Annotated in this window: 19 protein-coding genes, 1 tRNA gene and 1 pseudogene; 11 read left to right on the forward strand and 10 right to left on the reverse strand. The window is 61.3% G+C overall.

Annotated features, from left to right (window positions below):
* Nucleotides 1-87: 87 nt before the first annotated feature.
* The 3 genes from EOA79_RS20235 to EOA79_RS20245 form a co-directional block, all read right to left on the reverse strand.
* Nucleotides 88-495 carry a MucR family transcriptional regulator gene (locus tag EOA79_RS20235; RefSeq protein ID WP_128293221.1) on the reverse strand — a complete coding sequence of 136 codons (408 nt, stop codon included), beginning with the start codon at nt 493-495 and terminating at the stop codon, nt 88-90.
* Between the two features lie 413 nt (nt 496-908).
* Nucleotides 909-1,205, reverse strand: a complete 297-nt coding sequence (locus EOA79_RS20240; RefSeq protein ID WP_128293204.1) for a hypothetical protein — start codon at nt 1,203-1,205, stop codon at nt 909-911.
* A 116-nt stretch (nt 1,206-1,321) separates the two neighbouring features.
* Entirely contained in the window at nt 1,322-1,768 is a 447-nt protein-coding gene (locus EOA79_RS20245) for a MucR family transcriptional regulator (protein ID WP_128293206.1), read from the reverse strand.
* A gap of 198 nt (nt 1,769-1,966) precedes the next feature.
* Here EOA79_RS20245 and EOA79_RS20250 point away from each other — a divergent pair, with 198 nt between their 5' ends.
* A complete protein-coding gene (locus EOA79_RS20250; protein ID WP_128293207.1) occupies nt 1,967-2,542 on the forward strand; it encodes a hypothetical protein in 576 nt (191 codons plus the stop codon).
* A 130-nt stretch (nt 2,543-2,672) separates the two neighbouring features.
* The gene (locus EOA79_RS20255) at nt 2,673-3,569 is read left to right on the forward strand and encodes a hypothetical protein (RefSeq protein WP_128293209.1); all 897 of its coding nucleotides are present in this window, start codon (nt 2,673-2,675) and stop codon (nt 3,567-3,569) included.
* Nucleotides 3,570-3,577: 8 nt separating this feature from the next.
* Here the strand turns inward: EOA79_RS20255 and EOA79_RS20260 are convergent, their stop codons facing one another.
* A complete protein-coding gene (locus tag EOA79_RS20260) occupies nt 3,578-3,811 on the reverse strand; it encodes a helix-turn-helix transcriptional regulator (protein WP_128293211.1) in 234 nt (77 codons plus the stop codon).
* Nucleotides 3,812-3,923: 112 nt separating this feature from the next.
* Between EOA79_RS20260 and EOA79_RS20265 the strand changes: the two genes are divergently transcribed.
* From EOA79_RS20265 to EOA79_RS33680, 6 genes and pseudogenes are all read left to right on the forward strand, one after another.
* A complete protein-coding gene (locus tag EOA79_RS20265; protein ID WP_128293212.1) occupies nt 3,924-4,247 on the forward strand; it encodes a hypothetical protein in 324 nt (107 codons plus the stop codon).
* Between the two features lie 30 nt (nt 4,248-4,277).
* Nucleotides 4,278-4,961: a hypothetical protein gene (locus tag EOA79_RS20270; RefSeq protein ID WP_128293214.1), complete on the forward strand. Its 684-nt coding sequence runs from the start codon at nt 4,278-4,280 to the stop codon at nt 4,959-4,961.
* Between the two features lies 1 nt (nt 4,962).
* The gene (locus EOA79_RS20275; protein WP_128293215.1) at nt 4,963-5,412 is read left to right on the forward strand and encodes a hypothetical protein; all 450 of its coding nucleotides are present in this window, start codon (nt 4,963-4,965) and stop codon (nt 5,410-5,412) included.
* Entirely contained in the window at nt 5,409-5,741 is a 333-nt protein-coding gene (locus EOA79_RS20280) for a hypothetical protein (RefSeq protein WP_128293217.1), read from the forward strand. The genes EOA79_RS20275 and EOA79_RS20280 overlap by 4 nt, the downstream gene beginning before the upstream one ends.
* Nucleotides 5,731-5,898, forward strand: coding sequence for a hypothetical protein (locus tag EOA79_RS32890; RefSeq protein ID WP_164893900.1), 168 nt, complete (start codon nt 5,731-5,733; stop codon nt 5,896-5,898). Before EOA79_RS20280 ends, EOA79_RS32890 begins: the two co-directional genes overlap by 11 nt.
* A gap of 179 nt (nt 5,899-6,077) precedes the next feature.
* A pseudogene (locus EOA79_RS33680) lies at nt 6,078-6,371 on the forward strand (PilZ domain-containing protein).
* A gap of 383 nt (nt 6,372-6,754) precedes the next feature.
* Here the strand turns inward: EOA79_RS33680 and EOA79_RS20290 are convergent.
* From EOA79_RS20290 to EOA79_RS20300, 3 genes are all read right to left on the reverse strand, one after another.
* Entirely contained in the window at nt 6,755-7,576 is an 822-nt protein-coding gene (locus EOA79_RS20290) for a DUF3800 domain-containing protein (protein WP_128293218.1), read from the reverse strand.
* A 207-nt stretch (nt 7,577-7,783) separates the two neighbouring features.
* A tRNA-Ala gene (locus tag EOA79_RS20295) sits at nt 7,784-7,859 on the reverse strand.
* Between the two features lie 176 nt (nt 7,860-8,035).
* Nucleotides 8,036-8,431 carry a TIGR02300 family protein gene (locus EOA79_RS20300; RefSeq protein ID WP_067003406.1) on the reverse strand — a complete coding sequence of 132 codons (396 nt, stop codon included), beginning with the start codon at nt 8,429-8,431 and terminating at the stop codon, nt 8,036-8,038.
* Nucleotides 8,432-8,625: 194 nt separating this feature from the next.
* On the opposite strand from EOA79_RS20300, the gene aroA reads away from it, so the two are divergent.
* Nucleotides 8,626-9,984, forward strand: coding sequence for a 3-phosphoshikimate 1-carboxyvinyltransferase (gene aroA / locus EOA79_RS20305; protein ID WP_067003404.1), 1,359 nt, complete (start codon nt 8,626-8,628; stop codon nt 9,982-9,984).
* A 254-nt stretch (nt 9,985-10,238) separates the two neighbouring features.
* Nucleotides 10,239-10,889: a (d)CMP kinase gene (cmk, locus tag EOA79_RS20315; protein ID WP_095824344.1), complete on the forward strand. Its 651-nt coding sequence runs from the start codon at nt 10,239-10,241 to the stop codon at nt 10,887-10,889.
* Between the two features lie 9 nt (nt 10,890-10,898).
* Here the strand turns inward: cmk and EOA79_RS20320 are convergent, their stop codons facing one another.
* Nucleotides 10,899-11,789, reverse strand: coding sequence for a bile acid:sodium symporter family protein (locus tag EOA79_RS20320; RefSeq protein WP_127335820.1), 891 nt, complete (start codon nt 11,787-11,789; stop codon nt 10,899-10,901).
* 401 nt (nt 11,790-12,190) lie between these two features.
* On the opposite strand from EOA79_RS20320, the gene rpsA reads away from it, so the two are divergent.
* On the forward strand, nt 12,191-13,888 hold the full coding sequence (gene rpsA / locus EOA79_RS20325; protein ID WP_067003396.1) for a 30S ribosomal protein S1: 1,698 nt from the start codon (nt 12,191-12,193) through the stop codon (nt 13,886-13,888).
* A 77-nt stretch (nt 13,889-13,965) separates the two neighbouring features.
* Here the strand turns inward: rpsA and EOA79_RS20330 are convergent, their stop codons facing one another.
* On the reverse strand, nt 13,966-14,673 hold the full coding sequence (locus EOA79_RS20330; RefSeq protein WP_128293220.1) for an SDR family NAD(P)-dependent oxidoreductase: 708 nt from the start codon (nt 14,671-14,673) through the stop codon (nt 13,966-13,968).
* A 184-nt stretch (nt 14,674-14,857) separates the two neighbouring features.
* Nucleotides 14,858-15,707: thiamine pyrophosphate-dependent enzyme (locus EOA79_RS20335; RefSeq protein WP_245489902.1), on the reverse strand; the 850-nt coding region annotated here is incomplete at its 5' end.

Raw genomic sequence — 15,707 nt, forward strand, 5'->3', positions numbered from 1 at the left:
GAAGAGGCAACGCCGTAGGGTCCACCCCGGAGCCCGCTCGCCATCCCTCAAGGCGGCGGGCTCTTGCACCCGCCACGCAGAGGGCCTTCACCTCAAGCTCTGCTTGGTTGCCTTCTTCGCCGGCTTAGCTGCAGCCTTCCGCTGAAAGCCAAACCCCTTCGCCAACGCCGATCGCCGCTCCGCATAGTTCGGCGCCACCATCGGATACTCTGCCGGCAGGTTCCATTTCGCGCGATACTGCTTTGGTGTAAGACCGTGATCGGTCATCAGGTGCCGCTTGAGCGACTTGAACTCCTTGCCGTCCTCCAGGCAGATGATGTGATCGGGAAAGACCGAGCGCTCCGGGTCGACGGCAGGCTCCTGCTTTGGCAGCAGGGCTGCGCCAGTGAGCGAGTAATACACCGACGCGATCAAATCCGCCAAGTCGGTTACCGAGACGAGATTATTGCTAACATAAGCGGAGACGATGTCGGCGGTGAGGTCCACTAGTGACATGCGAAATCTCTTTTGTCTGACAAACCTCTCTATTTGAGCGCATCTGCTAATAAAATGAAATCCAGCCAAAAGGCCGAACCCGAGTTGCATCGCCAACATGACGGCCGGAGGATTTCAGCAAATCCGCCGCTTCAAGGGGCTTTTATTGCGAGCCAAAGGATTGCAAGGCCGCACCCGACTGCGCAGAGCAGTACTTCAAAGCGGTAGAGTTTGTCGCGCGGCACGAGCGGTGGGAGAAAGACGAGGACGAGGAGCGTGAGCCCTATTATCCAGTCTAACCTGGACAGTAACACAGTCAAAGCTTCCTCAGCCTCACGCCCGCGCCGCCGCCGTTCTCCTGAATGAACTCGAACGCCGGCCGCTTCAAAGGCGCGCAGCTTCTCGGGATCGCCGCCTGATCGGGCGGTAGTGTCTCAGTTTGAAATTTGGATCAATCTGCAGACCGTCCAATAGACGGCCAAATGCCCCGCCTCGAAAATCGCCAACGTAGCGACAAAAGATATGGCGAGAACAACTGACGGGTATCGGTCATGCCACGAAGGCGGCTCCTCAATGCCCTCATCGAGCACAGCGTGCGCCAGCTTCAAAACTGAGAGAAAACGAAGTCCGGTCCAAACAGCGGCCCATGCCAGGACGTATTCAAGCGAGAAGCCACGGGCGGCGAAGTAAATTGGACCGCTAAGGGATAGTAGCGGAATAAGAATGTTCATTGGGCGGCCTGCTTCTTATAGGGCCCGCGCCTGCCCGGCTTCGGCGCAACGGCGTCCATCTTCTCGCAAAGGTCTTCCATTCAAAGCGCTTGTGCAAAACGGGCAAGGCTCCGCAGTCACCGTGTCGAAAGTTTTTTGCCATTGCCCTTTGCCGGCTTGGCGGCAGGCTTCCGCCCCAACCCGCTGGCCTTCGCCAATTCAGAGCGTTGAGCCGCGTAGTTCGGCGCGACCATGGGATAATCGGGCTTCAATCCCCATTTGGCCCGGTATTCGTCGGGCGTCAGTCCGTGGAGCGCAAGATGGCGCTTCAGCGACTTGAACTTCTTGCCGTCCTCGAGACAGACGATGTGATCGGGAGATACGGAACGCTTCGGATTGACCGCAGGCTCCTGTTCGGGTCGGGCGGCGGTACCCTGGCCAATGCCAGACAGCGAGGTATGGATAGAAGCGATGAGGTCGGGCAGCCCTGAGACGGGGAGGGCGTTTTTGGCCACGTAGGCCGACACTATGTCTGCGGTAAGGCCGACTAGGTCGATCTTGTGGGCCTCGTTTTGTTCGGCCATTTTGGGCTCCTATAATACGCAGTTTGGCGCGTAACAGCTGTCAGTTGGGTATCCACCACGCGTTTAACGTTGATCCGTTAAAATCGTTTGAAAATCAACTGTATCCGCAACCCATGTGGCCTTCATCGACGGAAGCCATTTACGAACATGGCCATGGCAGTGATATGCTTCAAAGGCGGAAGTTGGAGGGCGCAATCGATGACAAAGGCCGACGACCCGAAGCCTCACCTGCGGCTGGCCGTGGAGAATAGCCAGACCGAACTCGACCGAAAATGGGCGAAGGGAGAGATCGAGTGGCCCCTCAGAGATCTAGCCTCGAACATTATTCGTGTCGTGCGCGGTGCTGGAAAATCCTACGAAATCGTCGGTCAGTGCGTCGCCGTGATCAAGGCGTTTCAGCAGTACCGCGAAACAATCGGCTGCTTGCCCGACAGCTGGGAGATTGACCGGATTTTATCGATACAACCAGCGGGGGCTGACGGGGAACAGTATGGCGAGCGGTGGGAGCGTGAACACGCGCGCGAGACAATCGTGCGTGGCGCTCTTCAGATTGCTGCCTCTCGACTGGCTGGCCAAAACACACAGGAACAGCGCGGCCGGTCAGAAATGATGAGTGGCGTCAATGATGTGCAGAGTATCCGAGAGGAAGCCAGGAGACGAACAGCGGAGGCTGAACGGGCTCAGCGCCGTGCCGCTGCAGATGCAACCGGCCGAAAGAAAGCCGAACCTCGAAAACGCCGGAAGATAAAGGGCGATCCGGAGATCAATTTATGAAACTCAGGGTCTATTTGCCCAGCACAAAGTCGGGCCCTAAGCTCAGCGGAGACGGCCCCATGGGCCGATCTTGCGGTTGTATGGAACATCGGTTTCGGTGGCATCAATGACTCAGATGGGCCCACATTAAATGTCCAGTCGCCACTATCTTTTCCCCGACGATGGCGAGCCCCTGCGATTATCGAAGAGGCTGGTAGAGGGTTTGATCTTCGGAAAGGACGCCTTGCCTCAGTACGCCGGAACCCGCCAGAAGGTCGCGTCAATCATGCTAGAGATGGAGGGCGCCAAACCACAGCGCATCCTGAGCGCACAGGGCGCCTATTTCGTCTTCGACGCGACTGGAGATATTCGAAGGGGCCTGACGCGCTCTGCCGGCGACATCCTCAACGCGGCCTATAGCCCATCGGAAGCAAATGGAACCGTGGTGTCGCTTCACTCGAAGCTCACCAAGAAGAGGGCAGAGGAGGAACACCGCTGGACGGTGGGGAAAAATGAGCTTGATCGGATCGCGGCTGACATCTGGCCAAAGTCGAGCTCGGATAGGCTGAAATCAGTTCAGGGTGTCTCTGCGAAGCGACCCCCTCTCACATTCGATGCGCGGCTTGCCCTCGATGAGGCAACCGGAGATCTTTGGAAGATTGCGCACGCTATTGATGAGCTGAAGGAGCCAAGTCTGAAGGGTTTCGCCTATGAGGCTCGAACCCGTGGAGAGGCTTTCCCTGAGCACCGCCATTTGTATCAGGCAATCGCGCAGATGGCGGACGAACGCTTGGAGATTGTGCGGCGCCGCAGGGTTGGTAAAGGTGTCTGGTACGCGGTGGTTGACGTCATTATGTGGGACGATAACCGCGTTGGAACGAACGTCGGTCGATACCATGAGGAATGTTCCGGCAAGCAAGCCGCTGTGGTCGCCGCGAGGAAACTCCTGGCTGAGCACGCTGGGGACTTTGCGGAAAACATCACTGTAGAAGCGGAAGTGCTCACCGATCTGGAGTGGCACGAGCGTCTGAAATCGGTTGGCGATTGATTGGACGGTCAGTCCCGTGGCTTCGCCAACCTGACCCCAGCGCCGCCGCCGTTCTCGGGGATGAACACCACTCCAATGTCCTCAAGCGCGCTGGTCATTGCGGCTAGGTTATTCTGAACGGGCACCGAACGGCCGGCCTCGAAATTTCTAACGGTGGATAGGCCCACCCTTGCGGCCTTTGCCAAGTCTTCCTGAGAGATATTGGCAAGGCCGCGAGCGGCTCGGCACTGCTCTGGTGTCATAAAATCCCACTCCTAACGAATTTACGGCACCATAACGAAATTCGTTTGACTTTGCCAGACGCAACGATTATCGTTATATACAACGGTAATCGTTAGCACCGAATCAACCCAAATGACAGCTCTGATCTCCCTCGATCTGACCCCTGCCGCCAACGCATACGACGAGCGCATCGGGGAAGTATGGCGCATTTCCAGTCAGGAAGTGGGCGAGGCCATCCGGTTCGTCCGGCAGAGCCTCAAGGTGATTACCGAGGCGGATGAAATGCTAACCCCTGTCATTCGCCTGCATCGCCCGGCTTTTGTCGAGCAGTGCCGCAAGCGGCTCCCTTGGGAGTTGTCGCTTTACCTCGAACACGTCAAGACCATCAGCAACTGTGAGGCTGAAATGGAAGCGCGTGGGATGCGCTTCGCGAGATCATCTGACGCCTGGGCCTAAGGGCCACCCAACCGACAACAGGAGTTTGAAATGCCGAATAACATTCCGGCAGCCGCCGAAGGCTTGTCCGAAATCAATCGCCGCACTGCCCTTGCAATGTTGTCGGGCGGCGTTGTCGCGGCTGCCACGACCGTAACGCTCGCCTCTCCGCCGCCGCCCCCGACCAGCCTGCATGACGCGCTGTCGGCTTGCTACGCGGCAGAGAACGAGTACCGCGTGTGTGACGCTCGCGAGTCCTCTATTGCCGAAGCGCTCGGAGAAAAGCTGTTCCCGAAATGGACGGCACCGGGCGGCGGCTCGTCGATCTGGTCTCATAGGCCAACACTGTTCCGCACCTCCACAAGCCTTGAGGCTGAGATAGCTCGCAAACATGCTGGGATCGAAGCGAGCTACGCTCAGGGCGGCATGAACAAACGGGCCTATCACCGGTGGAAGCGGACCCTAGAAGCTCAGGGTACCGAAGGCCTGGCCGCGCTGCGCGAACAAGAGGCTGTCATCGTTGCCAGTGGACACACCGAAGCATCCCGCCTCACCGATGAAGCATTCGAAAGGGTGCGGACTGCTTTCTACGCTGTCCTAGTGCATCCCTGCCAGAATTTGCAGGAAGTCAGGGCGAAGGCCACGTGCCTGCTCCGCGTTTACAATCTCCTTGGTCTTGAGATCGACGGCGGCGACCTTGCCGCGTGTCTCACGTCACTGTGCGAGGAGGCGTGACATGGGCGAAGTCATCCCATTCCGTCCTAAGCCAGTGCCGGTGGTAACCGACGAGTTCACGGCGATCATCGACTGGATCAAGCCACCCGCCGACTGGTGGACAGGGCAGATGCAGATCCAACTGGCGCACCACGCCTACATGTTCGCGGACTATCGCCGGATCATGCTTTGCCGGGGACACGGAAAGGATTCTCCCGAGGCGCAGGAAGCCAGGGACATCACGCGAAGGGCTTTCAGTGCATGGCGGATGGCCGGTCTTCGCCAGATATTCATTCCCGCCGAATGCGTTCGTCATCTTCGCTGGAAACAGGAGTGGCTGCGGCGCCAGGGCGGCGCCCCTGAGACTGCGCTCGCAATTGCCCGCGACCAAGCAGCGCTGGCCGACCGTATCGAGGCTGCGCAAAAGGCTGTTGCGTCCCGGCAGGCAACCCGCAAGGCGGTGCAGAGATGAATGCGATCACTCCTATCGATAGCCTCGCCAGGCGCGCCATAGAGGACGAAATCGAGAGGCTGATTTCGCTGCTCGACCTGATGGAGGCCGATTGCGACCTCGAAGACGGCGCGGACGATGAGCCGTCGCTGGGCTGGTGCACGGGCTATGGACCGGGGGACACACTCGACCTTGAAGCCGACGATTGCGACGATGAGGACGACGGCACGGCAGAGCCCAGCCCTGGCGCTCTAAACCGTGTTTGTCAGGTTAAGTGGGCAGCCGGCGCTCGCAGCGACCGCGAGGCGGACGCTGGCGATATAGCGGAGGTACCGGCCTATGGCGAATGATGTGTTCAAGAAGACCATCGCCGAGGCAAAGGCGAAAGGCGATGAAATCGAAGTGCTTGCCCGCCTGCTCGCCGAGAAGATGCAGGCCATCCACGGCACCGAATTCCAAGTGCTGATGGACCACCAAGCGCGCTTCGTTACGGTGGTCGTTCGCTGACAGGCAACCCCGCGTTTGTGGCGTTCAACCGGCTTTCCGGGATACAATGACGCCACACACCTGAACTCTCCAAGTTGGGGTTCTCTTGGCCCGACGGGCTTCGGCTTCCCGGCCTTTTGTTTGCCACTCGATATTTGTGACTGGACGGAGCGCTGGAAGACCGTTCACGTTATAGGCCTATGGAATCCCCGCCTCCAGACGGTCCCCGTCGAGAACATCGCCCGCGCGTGTTGAAGGGCGGAACCATCATCACGGGGTTCCAAAACTCGGAAATCAGCTGCTCTCTACGCAATCAGCACTCCAAGGGAGCCGAACTGAGGGTGCCACCAGACATTCAGATTCCAGAGCGCTTTCTGCTTTACGTGCCAGTTGATGGGATCGCCTAAAGGACTGTTGTTCGATGGCGCAAGAATGACCGCGTAGGCGTTGAATTCGAGGGTACCGAGCCAAAGCCGAAGTTCCATTACGGTTGAATCCGCTGCGAATAGCGCAGCTTTTGGCCCAGTTGGCCGGCCCTGTGGTATTCGACGTGACCGAGTGAGCCACGCCGTTTCTTATCGGGAAATAACGGAGCGCCATCGCTGATGTTACAGCGGCGAAACAGTGGCTTCAAAGCCATAGGCGAAAAGCGGCACTCGATAATTGAGGCTGACGCCAGGGCGCATGACGGGATGGCTGATGAACTCCCCAAGATGGGACGCTTTCGTCAGGAGGGTCGAAATTCATCAACCATTTTTCGACCTCTCTATTGTGAACCAAACCGAAGCAGTTTAGTTATACAGACGGGCCTGGCCCACGAGATCGCCTTTGCGGTCGCCCAAAAGCCTCTGCGGAAACGCTGGGGCTTTTTGAGTATCTAAGCCCTTCGTTCGACCTTCTCGAAGCAACTGTATTTCGACGCGAGCATGTGCCAATCCTCTGGCTTGAGGTGGCATTCTATCAGCTTGCCATCCTCAATCAGTCGCCTGTAGGGTCGATTGGATGCGTGATAGCCACCCATGCAGATTGGCCACAGAAAGAGGTCAGCCAATTGGGCCATGGGTGAGGTTTTCGCCTTCGTCTGAAATTCATAGAGCGTTTCGGCAAACTCTGCGGCGGTAAGGGGTGCATATTTGCCTGAGTTGTCCTTGGCGAAGGGCTGACCCTCCGCTCTCAAAGCATCATAGTATGACTTCAGCAGCCGGTCCTCCGTCTTATTACACCGCTCAGCAAAAACCCTCAGGCGTAATTCTTTGCTGCGAGCGAACTTGGCTGCACGCTCAACGACAACGCTGAACGCGGTTCGACATAGTAGCCAAGGCTGCTTCTGATACATTTCCAGATAGCGAGCGTTGTAACCGGGGCGATCAATCGTGCAGGCGATGCCGATGACTGGCGCATCGCGCATCATCACATAAAGCTCCTCGTAGAAACGCCCCCTATCTCCCGCAGACAGTCCGCGTATCCATCCAAAGCCTTCATTTTGTGACCGGATTTCAGAGGAGTGCAGTGGGGCGGTTATGGGCCATCTTTCACAAAAATCCTGATGAATCTTCCTTGCTGCGTTTTCTTCGTCGCTGCGGGTCAGGATGCCTCCTAAGGCAAACCAGTCGTAACCATGTTCAGGTTTCTTGCCAGGGTCACGGGTTGGGTGCTTCGTTCCAGAGTCATCCAAATACAAATTAAGCGTCTGGGGCATTGATGCTGCGGGCACTTTCCGATTCGAGAGGACGAAGTAGGCGCCCTTATGCGTCGGCGGTCAACGGGCCGGAGCTGTCCCGTCCCCGAGTTGGCAGTTTAAACCGAAATCACGCTTGGTGATGCCCTGGGGGTGCCCGCCAGGGCCTGCGGCGGTATCGCGCTAGGGGCCTAAGCCCCTAACTATCTGATGATGTTAGAGAATTTTTGGTGGAGCCAATCGGAATCGAACCGACGACCTCTTGAATGCCATTCAAGCGCTCTCCCAACTGAGCTATGGCCCCACTCCCGGCAGTCAGCCGGCGCCGTTTCCGGCGAAGAGATCCGGCGCGGTTGGGCACCGCGCCGTCGTTTAGTGCTGGCGGCTTCTAGCGCCGCCTTCGGTCAAGATCAAGCCTTGAAAAGCCGCTTTTTCGTCACAGGTCAAAATGGCCGGCAAACAATCGCGCCGGGGCCGAAATCAGACCTCGTCCTCGTCGTCGCCGACGCCGATCATATCGGAAACGTCGTCGTCCTCTTCCTCCTCGTCGGCAAGGAAGGTGTCATCGTCATCGTCACCGAGATCGACATCATCCTCGTCGTCGCCGAGATCGGGCAGATCGTCGCCGCCGCCCTTGGTCTCCTCGTCCGCATCTTCGAGCGAGACGATTTCGGCGCCTTCTTCCTCCTCGGAGTCGACTTCCTTGTCGGCGACGTCCTCATCGTCCTCGATCGCGGAAATCTTGCCTTCCTCGAAATAGGAGCGCGGATAGCTCTTGCCGGTGTAGGGCGAGACGATCGGGTCCTTGTTCAGATCGTAGAATTTCCGCCCCGTTTCGGGGTCGACACGTTTTGTGCCAAGTTCAGGTTTTGCCACAGCAAGCCTCGTCAAAAAAAGAATGGTCCCCTTAACCGCAGTTTTCCGCGCTGTCAAAGCCAAAAGCCGGCATCGCAAAACCTTGCATTCGAAGGCCCGCATGAGGGGATGACCATTGCGGCGTGCCGTGATACGAGACCGCCGCAACACGACGAATTGAGCCGGCCCGCCGGCGCCCGCATTTGGAACAGACAATGTCTCACGCTGCCGCCCCGAAGCCGGCTACGGCCCGCAAATCCCCTGCCCTTGCCGGCACGGCGCGGGTGCCCGGCGACAAGTCGATCTCGCACCGCTCCTTCATGTTCGGCGGCCTGGCTTCCGGCGAGACGCGCATCACCGGCCTGCTGGAAGGCGAGGACGTGATGCGCACGGGCGCGGCCATGAAGGCGATGGGCGCGCATATCGAAAAGACGGGCGCCGAATGGGTGATCCGCGGCACCGGCAACGGCGCGCTGCTCGAGCCGGAAGGCCCGCTCGATTTCGGCAATGCGGGCACCGGCTCGCGGCTTACCATGGGCCTGGTTGGCACCTATGACATGGAGACGACCTTTATCGGCGACGCCTCGCTCTCCGGCCGGCCGATGGGCCGGGTGCTGGAGCCGCTGCGCCAGATGGGCGTGCAGGTGCTGAAGGCGGCGCCTGGCGACCGCATGCCGATCACGCTACGCGGCCCCAAGCATGCCGCGCCGATAACCTATCGCGTGCCGATGGCCTCGGCACAGGTGAAGTCGGCGGTGCTGCTTGCCGGGCTCAACACGCCCGGCATCACCACCGTGATCGAGCCGGTGATGACGCGCGATCACACCGAAAAGATGCTGAAAGGCTTCGGCGCCAACCTGACCGTCGAGACCGACGAGCGCGGCGTGCGCCACATCTTCATCGAAGGCCAGGGCAAGCTCACGGGGCAGACCATCGCCGTGCCCGGCGACCCCTCCTCCGCCGGCTTCCCGCTGGTGGCGGCGCTCATCGTGCCGGGTTCCGATATCGTGATCGAGAACGTGCTGATGAACCCGACCCGCACCGGGTTGCTCCTGACATTGCAGGAAATGGGCGGCCGCATCGACATCCTCAACCCCCGCAATGCCGGCGGCGAGGACGTGGCGGACCTGCGCGTGCGCTCCTCCGACCTCAAAGGTGTCGTGGTGCCGCCGGAGCGGGCGCCGTCGATGATCGACGAATATCCGGTGCTGGCGGTTGCCGCTGTTTTCGCCGAAGGCGAGACGCTGATGCAGGGTCTGGAGGAATTGCGCGTCAAGGAATCCGACCGGTTGTCGGCGGTGGCCAACGGGCTGAAGCTCAACGGCGTCGACTGCAGCGAGGGCGAAGCCTCGCTTGCCGTGCGCGGCAAGCCCGGCGGCAAGGGCCTGGGCGCTCATCCCAACGGGCCGGACACGGCGGTGAAGACGCATCTCGACCACCGCATCGCCATGAGTTTCCTGGTGATGGGGCTGGCGACGGAAAAGCCGGTGACCATCGACGACGCCAACATGATCGCGACGAGCTTTCCGGAATTCATGGGGCTGATGAAGGGGCTCGGCGCCGAGATCGAGTGACGGGCGATGGGTTGGAGCCGAACCGAGATGCAGGCGGAACAGCACCCCGCTTTGTCCTGCGGGACATCTCCCCCGCAAGGGGGGAGATTGGCGGCTCCGGCGCTCCGCTCAATCCTGCAACATAGACAATTGGCGCAAGCGGCGATGACGGCTGATCTCCCCCCAAGCGGGGGAGATGTCCGGCAGGACAGAGGGGCGCGCGAAGGATCGCGGCGCTCATCTTGCTCATTGCGCCTATCGTTCGAGGCGAGCCAATGAGCACCCCCTTCACCATCGCAATCGACGGCCCCGCGGGCGCCGGCAAGGGCACACTCGCTCGCCGGCTCGCCGATCATTACCGCCTGAACCTGCTCGATACCGGCCTCACCTATCGCGCCGTCGCCCATAAGCTGCTCGAGCTCGGTCTGCCGCTCGACAATGTCTCGGCGGCGGAAACCGCGGCACGCCAGGTCGACCTTTCGAACCTCGACCGTACGGTGCTTTCGGCGCATGCGGTAGGCGAGGCCGCCTCAAAGGTCGCCGTCATTCCGTCGGTCCGGCGCATCCTGGTCGACAAGCAACGCGAGTTCGCCAAGGCGCCGCCAGGCGCGGTGCTCGACGGACGCGACATCGGCACGGTCGTGTGTCCCGACGCCGATATCAAGCTCTATGTCACAGCGAGCGCGGAAGTGCGGGCAAGGCGCCGGCTGGCCGAGATCGAAAGCATGGGCGGCAGCGCCGATTTTGCCACGATCCTCGCCGACATCGAGCGCCGCGACGAGCGCGATATGGGCCGTGCCGACTCCCCGCTCAAGCCGGCGGCGGACGCGCACTTGCTCGACACCAGCGACATGGCAATCGAGGCCGCGTTTCTGGCGGCCATGGCAATCGTCGACCGAGCCATGGGTGCGAAAGACCTCGCCTGAGCTTGGCTATCACGACCGGATCGTGCCTTCGATCGCATGTCTGCCTGACCTGCTCACGACGGCTACGAAAACCGCCGCGGTGACATAGGCAATCAAGGCGTAAAGCGCTGGCGGGATCGCCATTTCGGCATTGTTGAGCAGATATTCGCTAAGCGCCAGGGCTATGACGAACGCGGCGTTGTGGATGGCCGTTGCCATGGTGATGGCGACCGCCTGCCGCCTCTCCAGGCGCAGCAGCGACGGAACGGCGTAGCCGAGCGCCATGCTCACCACGTTGAACGCAAAGGCGGCAAAGCCGACAACAGGTCCCCAGGTCACGATGACCTGCCGCTGATCGACGACGGCAAAAATAACGACCGCCGCAAGAAAAAGCGTCGCCAGTAGCTTGACGGGCCCTTCCAGGCGCTCGGCCAAGGCCGTGTAGCGGTGCCGGACGGCAACTCCGATCGAGACCGGGACAAGCACAACGGCAAAGAACTGCAGGAATTTCTCGATCGGCAGCGGGATGACGTGCCCGGCGCCATAGAAATGCAGCAGCGAAAAATTGGTGATCAATGGCACCGACACCAGCGCCACCATTGAGCTGATCGCCGTCAGCGTCAGGCTGAGCGCCGTATCGCCCTTGGCAAGGTGGGTGAAGAGAACCGCGGACGGGGCGCCGGGACTGGCCGCGAGCAGCATCATGCCGACCGCCATCGCAGGCGGCAAAGCCGAAATCGACACGATGCCGAAGCAAAGGACGGGAAGAACCAGTATCTGCACGATAAAAGCCACCAGGAGGGCCTTCGGTCGCAGCACCACCTGCAAGAAGTCCTGGAGCTTGAGCGACAGGCCAAGCCCCAGCATGATGATGACGAGGGCAACCGGCAGGAAGATGTTGAAAGTGGCGCTTGACTGCATGGTGATGCTCCCCGTGACAATCCATGTCGGCAAAAAGAACTGCAACCGCGAACGCGTAATCGCAAAAACATTCGGGCGGAGCATGCGCACCGCCGCGACGCGCACTTGCCTGACACCGGCGAAGTGTCTATAGAGACCGCGTTTCTGGCGGCCATGGCTAACCATCAAAGACTGCTGGCCAAGAGAAACAAGGTCCGATGCGGGTTTTCCTCGTGTTTTCCGTTGCCGGAGGCGATGAAAATACCCATATCGGGCACGAACCAGCCTGCCAGCATTCTCTATGCGCCGGACTTGCCGCTTAAGCGGCCGAGGGCTCTTCAGCCCGGAACGCCGGCAGGCTCACGCAACGCTAACCCACGGCGCCCGCTTCGCTTGTTGTGCGAAGCATTCCAGGAGAAACAATGTCAGCTGCAAATCCCACTCGCGATGATTTCGCGAGCATGCTCGAAGAATCATTCACCGCCGGCCATTCCGGCGAGGGCCAGGTTGTCCGGGGCACGATCACCGCGATCGAAAAGGACATGGCCATCATCGATGTCGGCCTCAAGGTCGAAGGCCGCGTGCCGCTGAAGGAATTCGGCGCCAAGGGCAAGGATTCCTCCCTCAAGGTCGGCGACACCGTCGAGGTCTATGTCGAGCGCATCGAGAACGCGCTTGGCGAGGCCATGCTGTCGCGCGAGAAGGCCCGCCGCGAGGAGAGCTGGGTGCGCCTCGAAGAGAAGTTCACCAAGGGTGAGCGCGTCGAAGGCGTCATCTTCAACCAGGTCAAGGGCGGCTTCACCGTCGATCTCGACGGCGCCGTGGCGTTCCTGCCGCGCAGCCAGGTCGACATCCGTCCGATCCGCGACGTCTCGCCGCTGATGCACAACCCGCAGCCCTTCGAGATCCTCAAGATGGATCGCCGCCGCGGCAACATCGTGGTGTCGCGCCGCACCGTGCTCGAGGAGAGCCGCGCCGAACAGCGTTCGGAAATCGTGCAGAACCTCGAGGAGGGCCAGGTTGTCGAGGGCGTGGTCAAGAACATCACCGACTACGGTGCGTTCGTCGACCTCGGCGGCATCGACGGTCTGCTGCATGTCACCGACATGGCATGGCGCCGCGTCAACCATCCGACCGAGATCCTCAACATCGGCCAGACGGTCAAGGTGCAGATCATCCGCATCAACCAGGAAACCCATCGCATCTCGCTCGGCATGAAGCAGCTCGAGAGCGATCCGTGGTCGGATATCGGCACCAAGTTCCCGATCGGCAAGAAGATCAAGGGCACCGTCACCAACATCACCGACTACGGCGCGTTCGTCGAGCTGGAGCCGGGCATCGAGGGCCTCATCCACGTTTCGGAAATGTCGTGGACGAAGAAGAACGTGCATCCCGGCAAGATCCTGTCGACGACGCAGGAAGTCGACGTGGTGGTGCTCGAGGTCGATCCGGCCAAGCGCCGCATCTCGCTCGGTCTCAAGCAGACGCTGGAGAACCCGTGGGAAGCCTTCGCGCGCAACCATCCGGTCGGCAGCCAGGTCGAGGGCGAGGTCAAGAACAAGACCGAGTTCGGCCTGTTCATCGGCCTGGAAGGCGACGTGGACGGCATGGTGCACCTCTCCGACCTCGACTGGACACGTCCGGGCGAGCAGGTGATCGAAGAGTACAATCGCGGCGACATGGTCAAGGCGCAGGTGCTCGACGTCGACATCGAGAAGGAGCGCATCTCGCTCGGCATCAAGCAGCTGGCCCGCGACACGGTCGGCGAGGCGGCGAGCAGCGGCGAGCTGCGCAAGAACGCCGTCGTCACCTGCGAGGTCACCGCGGTGAAGGATGGTGGTCTGGAAGTGCGGCTGGTCGACAGCGGCCTCGATACCTTCATCAAGCGTTCGGACCTTTCCCGTGACCGCGACGAGCAGCGCCCCGAGCGCTTCACCGTCGGCCAGAAGGTCGACGCCCGCGTCATCGCCTTCGACAAGAAGACCCGCAAGCTGCAGGTTTCGATCAAGGCGCTGGAAATCGCCGAGGAGAAGGAAGCGGTCGCCCAGTACGGCTCGACCGACTCCGGCGCCTCGCTGGGAGACATCCTGGGCGCGGCGCTGAAGAAGCAGGGCAACTAAGCTCCTTCCTCTACCGAAAGCAAAAACCCCGCCGGAGCGATCCGGCGGGGTTTTTCATTGCACTTTGATCTGTGAGCTCAGGCTCGCCCGTAGAGCGGCACCAGCGTGCCGCTCATCGCCTGATTGGCGGGCGAGGCGAGATAGGCGATCGCCTCGGCGGCGGCCTCGAGGCTGACCCATTTGGTGAAATCGGCGTCGGGCATGTCGGCGCGGGTGGCGGGCGTGGCGAGCGTCGAGGGCGCGACCGCATTGACCAGGATGCCCTTGTGCTTCAGCTCCTCGGCCATCGCCTGCGTCATCGCGGCGACCGCCGCCTTGCTCGCGGCGTAGGCGACCATTCCGGCGCCGCGCCTGGGATCAAGCCCGGCGCGCGCGCTGACGTTGACGATGCGCCCCGCGGTGCCCGACGTCAGCATCGAGCGCACCGCGGCGCGGCTGCAAAGGAAGGTGGTCCGCGCATTGGTGTCCATCATCTCGGCAAAGGATGCCGTCTCGATCTTTTCGACCGGCGCCATGGTGAAACCGCCGGCAAGATGGATCGAAGCCCAAAGCTCCGGAACCTGATGGTAGAAGGCCTCGACCTTGGCGGAGTCCGACAGGTCGACATTGTGTGCCAGATGGACGCTGGCGTGAGCCGCGTAGGGAAAATGCGGCGGAGCCGCGGCATGCGCATTGGGCACGTGGCAAATCGCGCCCTGCTCCAGCAACCTGCCGACAACCGCGCCGCCGAGCGCCCCGGTGCCGCCCGTCACCACGACATGCCTGCCGTTAAGCGTTTCCGTCATATTTCGACTGCTCCTGTCGTATTCTTATGCTTATGCCGCCCCAGCCTCGAACGTCGCGCCTTTCGCGTCGTCACTCAATTGAAATATCGACATGGCAGGCGTCCCGTCTTTGCATGCGTCGACACGCAGCCGCGTGACGTGACGCGGGCCGCGTCTCGGCCCGATGGGACGCTCGCCAGGAGCCTCAATCGACGGTGATTTCTATAACCCGCGGCTTGCCGGCAGTTCGCGCGCGCTTCAGCGCACCGGCCAGGTCACCGACCCCTGTCAGCCGCTCGGCTTCGATGCCGTAGGCCTCGGCGAGCTTGCAGAAATCCGGCGGCGCCGGCGACACGCCGACCGGCTCGACGCCGACATCAAGCATCGAGGTCTCGATCTCGCGATAACCGCGATTGTTCCAGACGACGAAGATCACCGGCGCCTCGGCGTCGAGCGCCGCGCCGAGCTCCGGCAAGGTGAACTGGAAGCCGCCGTCGCCGGTGAGGCACACGACCGGCGCTTCGGGCACGGCAAGGGCGGCACCGATCGCCGCCGGCGGACCGTAGCCCAGCGCGCCGAAACCGGTCGCGGCATTGAACCAGCCAGCCGCACGGTCGTGGTCGTAATAGAGATTGGCGGCGTAGATCGGCTGCGTCGAGTCGCCGACGATGATGGCGCCGGGCAGCGCGCCGCGGATCGTCTCCACCGCGCGCAGTTGCGCCAGATAGTCTGGCCGCAGCTCCGCCAGCGCGGCCTCTCGCCCTGCGGCAGCGCGGGCTTCGCCGTCTTTCGCGGCGACATGAGCGGCGCCGAGTGCAGCCAGCAGGGCAGAAAGCGCCTCGGCACAATCGCCGTGGATGCCAACCGTCACCGGACGGCGCGCGAGCTGGTCGGCGCCGATATCGATGCGGATGAGGCTCGGCGGCAGCACGAAGCCGCCATCGCCGTAGCCGTCATAGTCGGTGGGGCCGAATTCGGTGCCGGCGGCGATCACCAGATCGGCATCCGCCATCAGCGCGCGCACCGCCTTGAGGCTGGGGCTTGCCGGCCCCAAG

Source organism: Mesorhizobium sp. M1A.F.Ca.IN.020.03.2.1 (assembly GCF_004023205.1).
Taxonomy (GTDB): domain Bacteria; phylum Pseudomonadota; class Alphaproteobacteria; order Rhizobiales; family Rhizobiaceae; genus Mesorhizobium.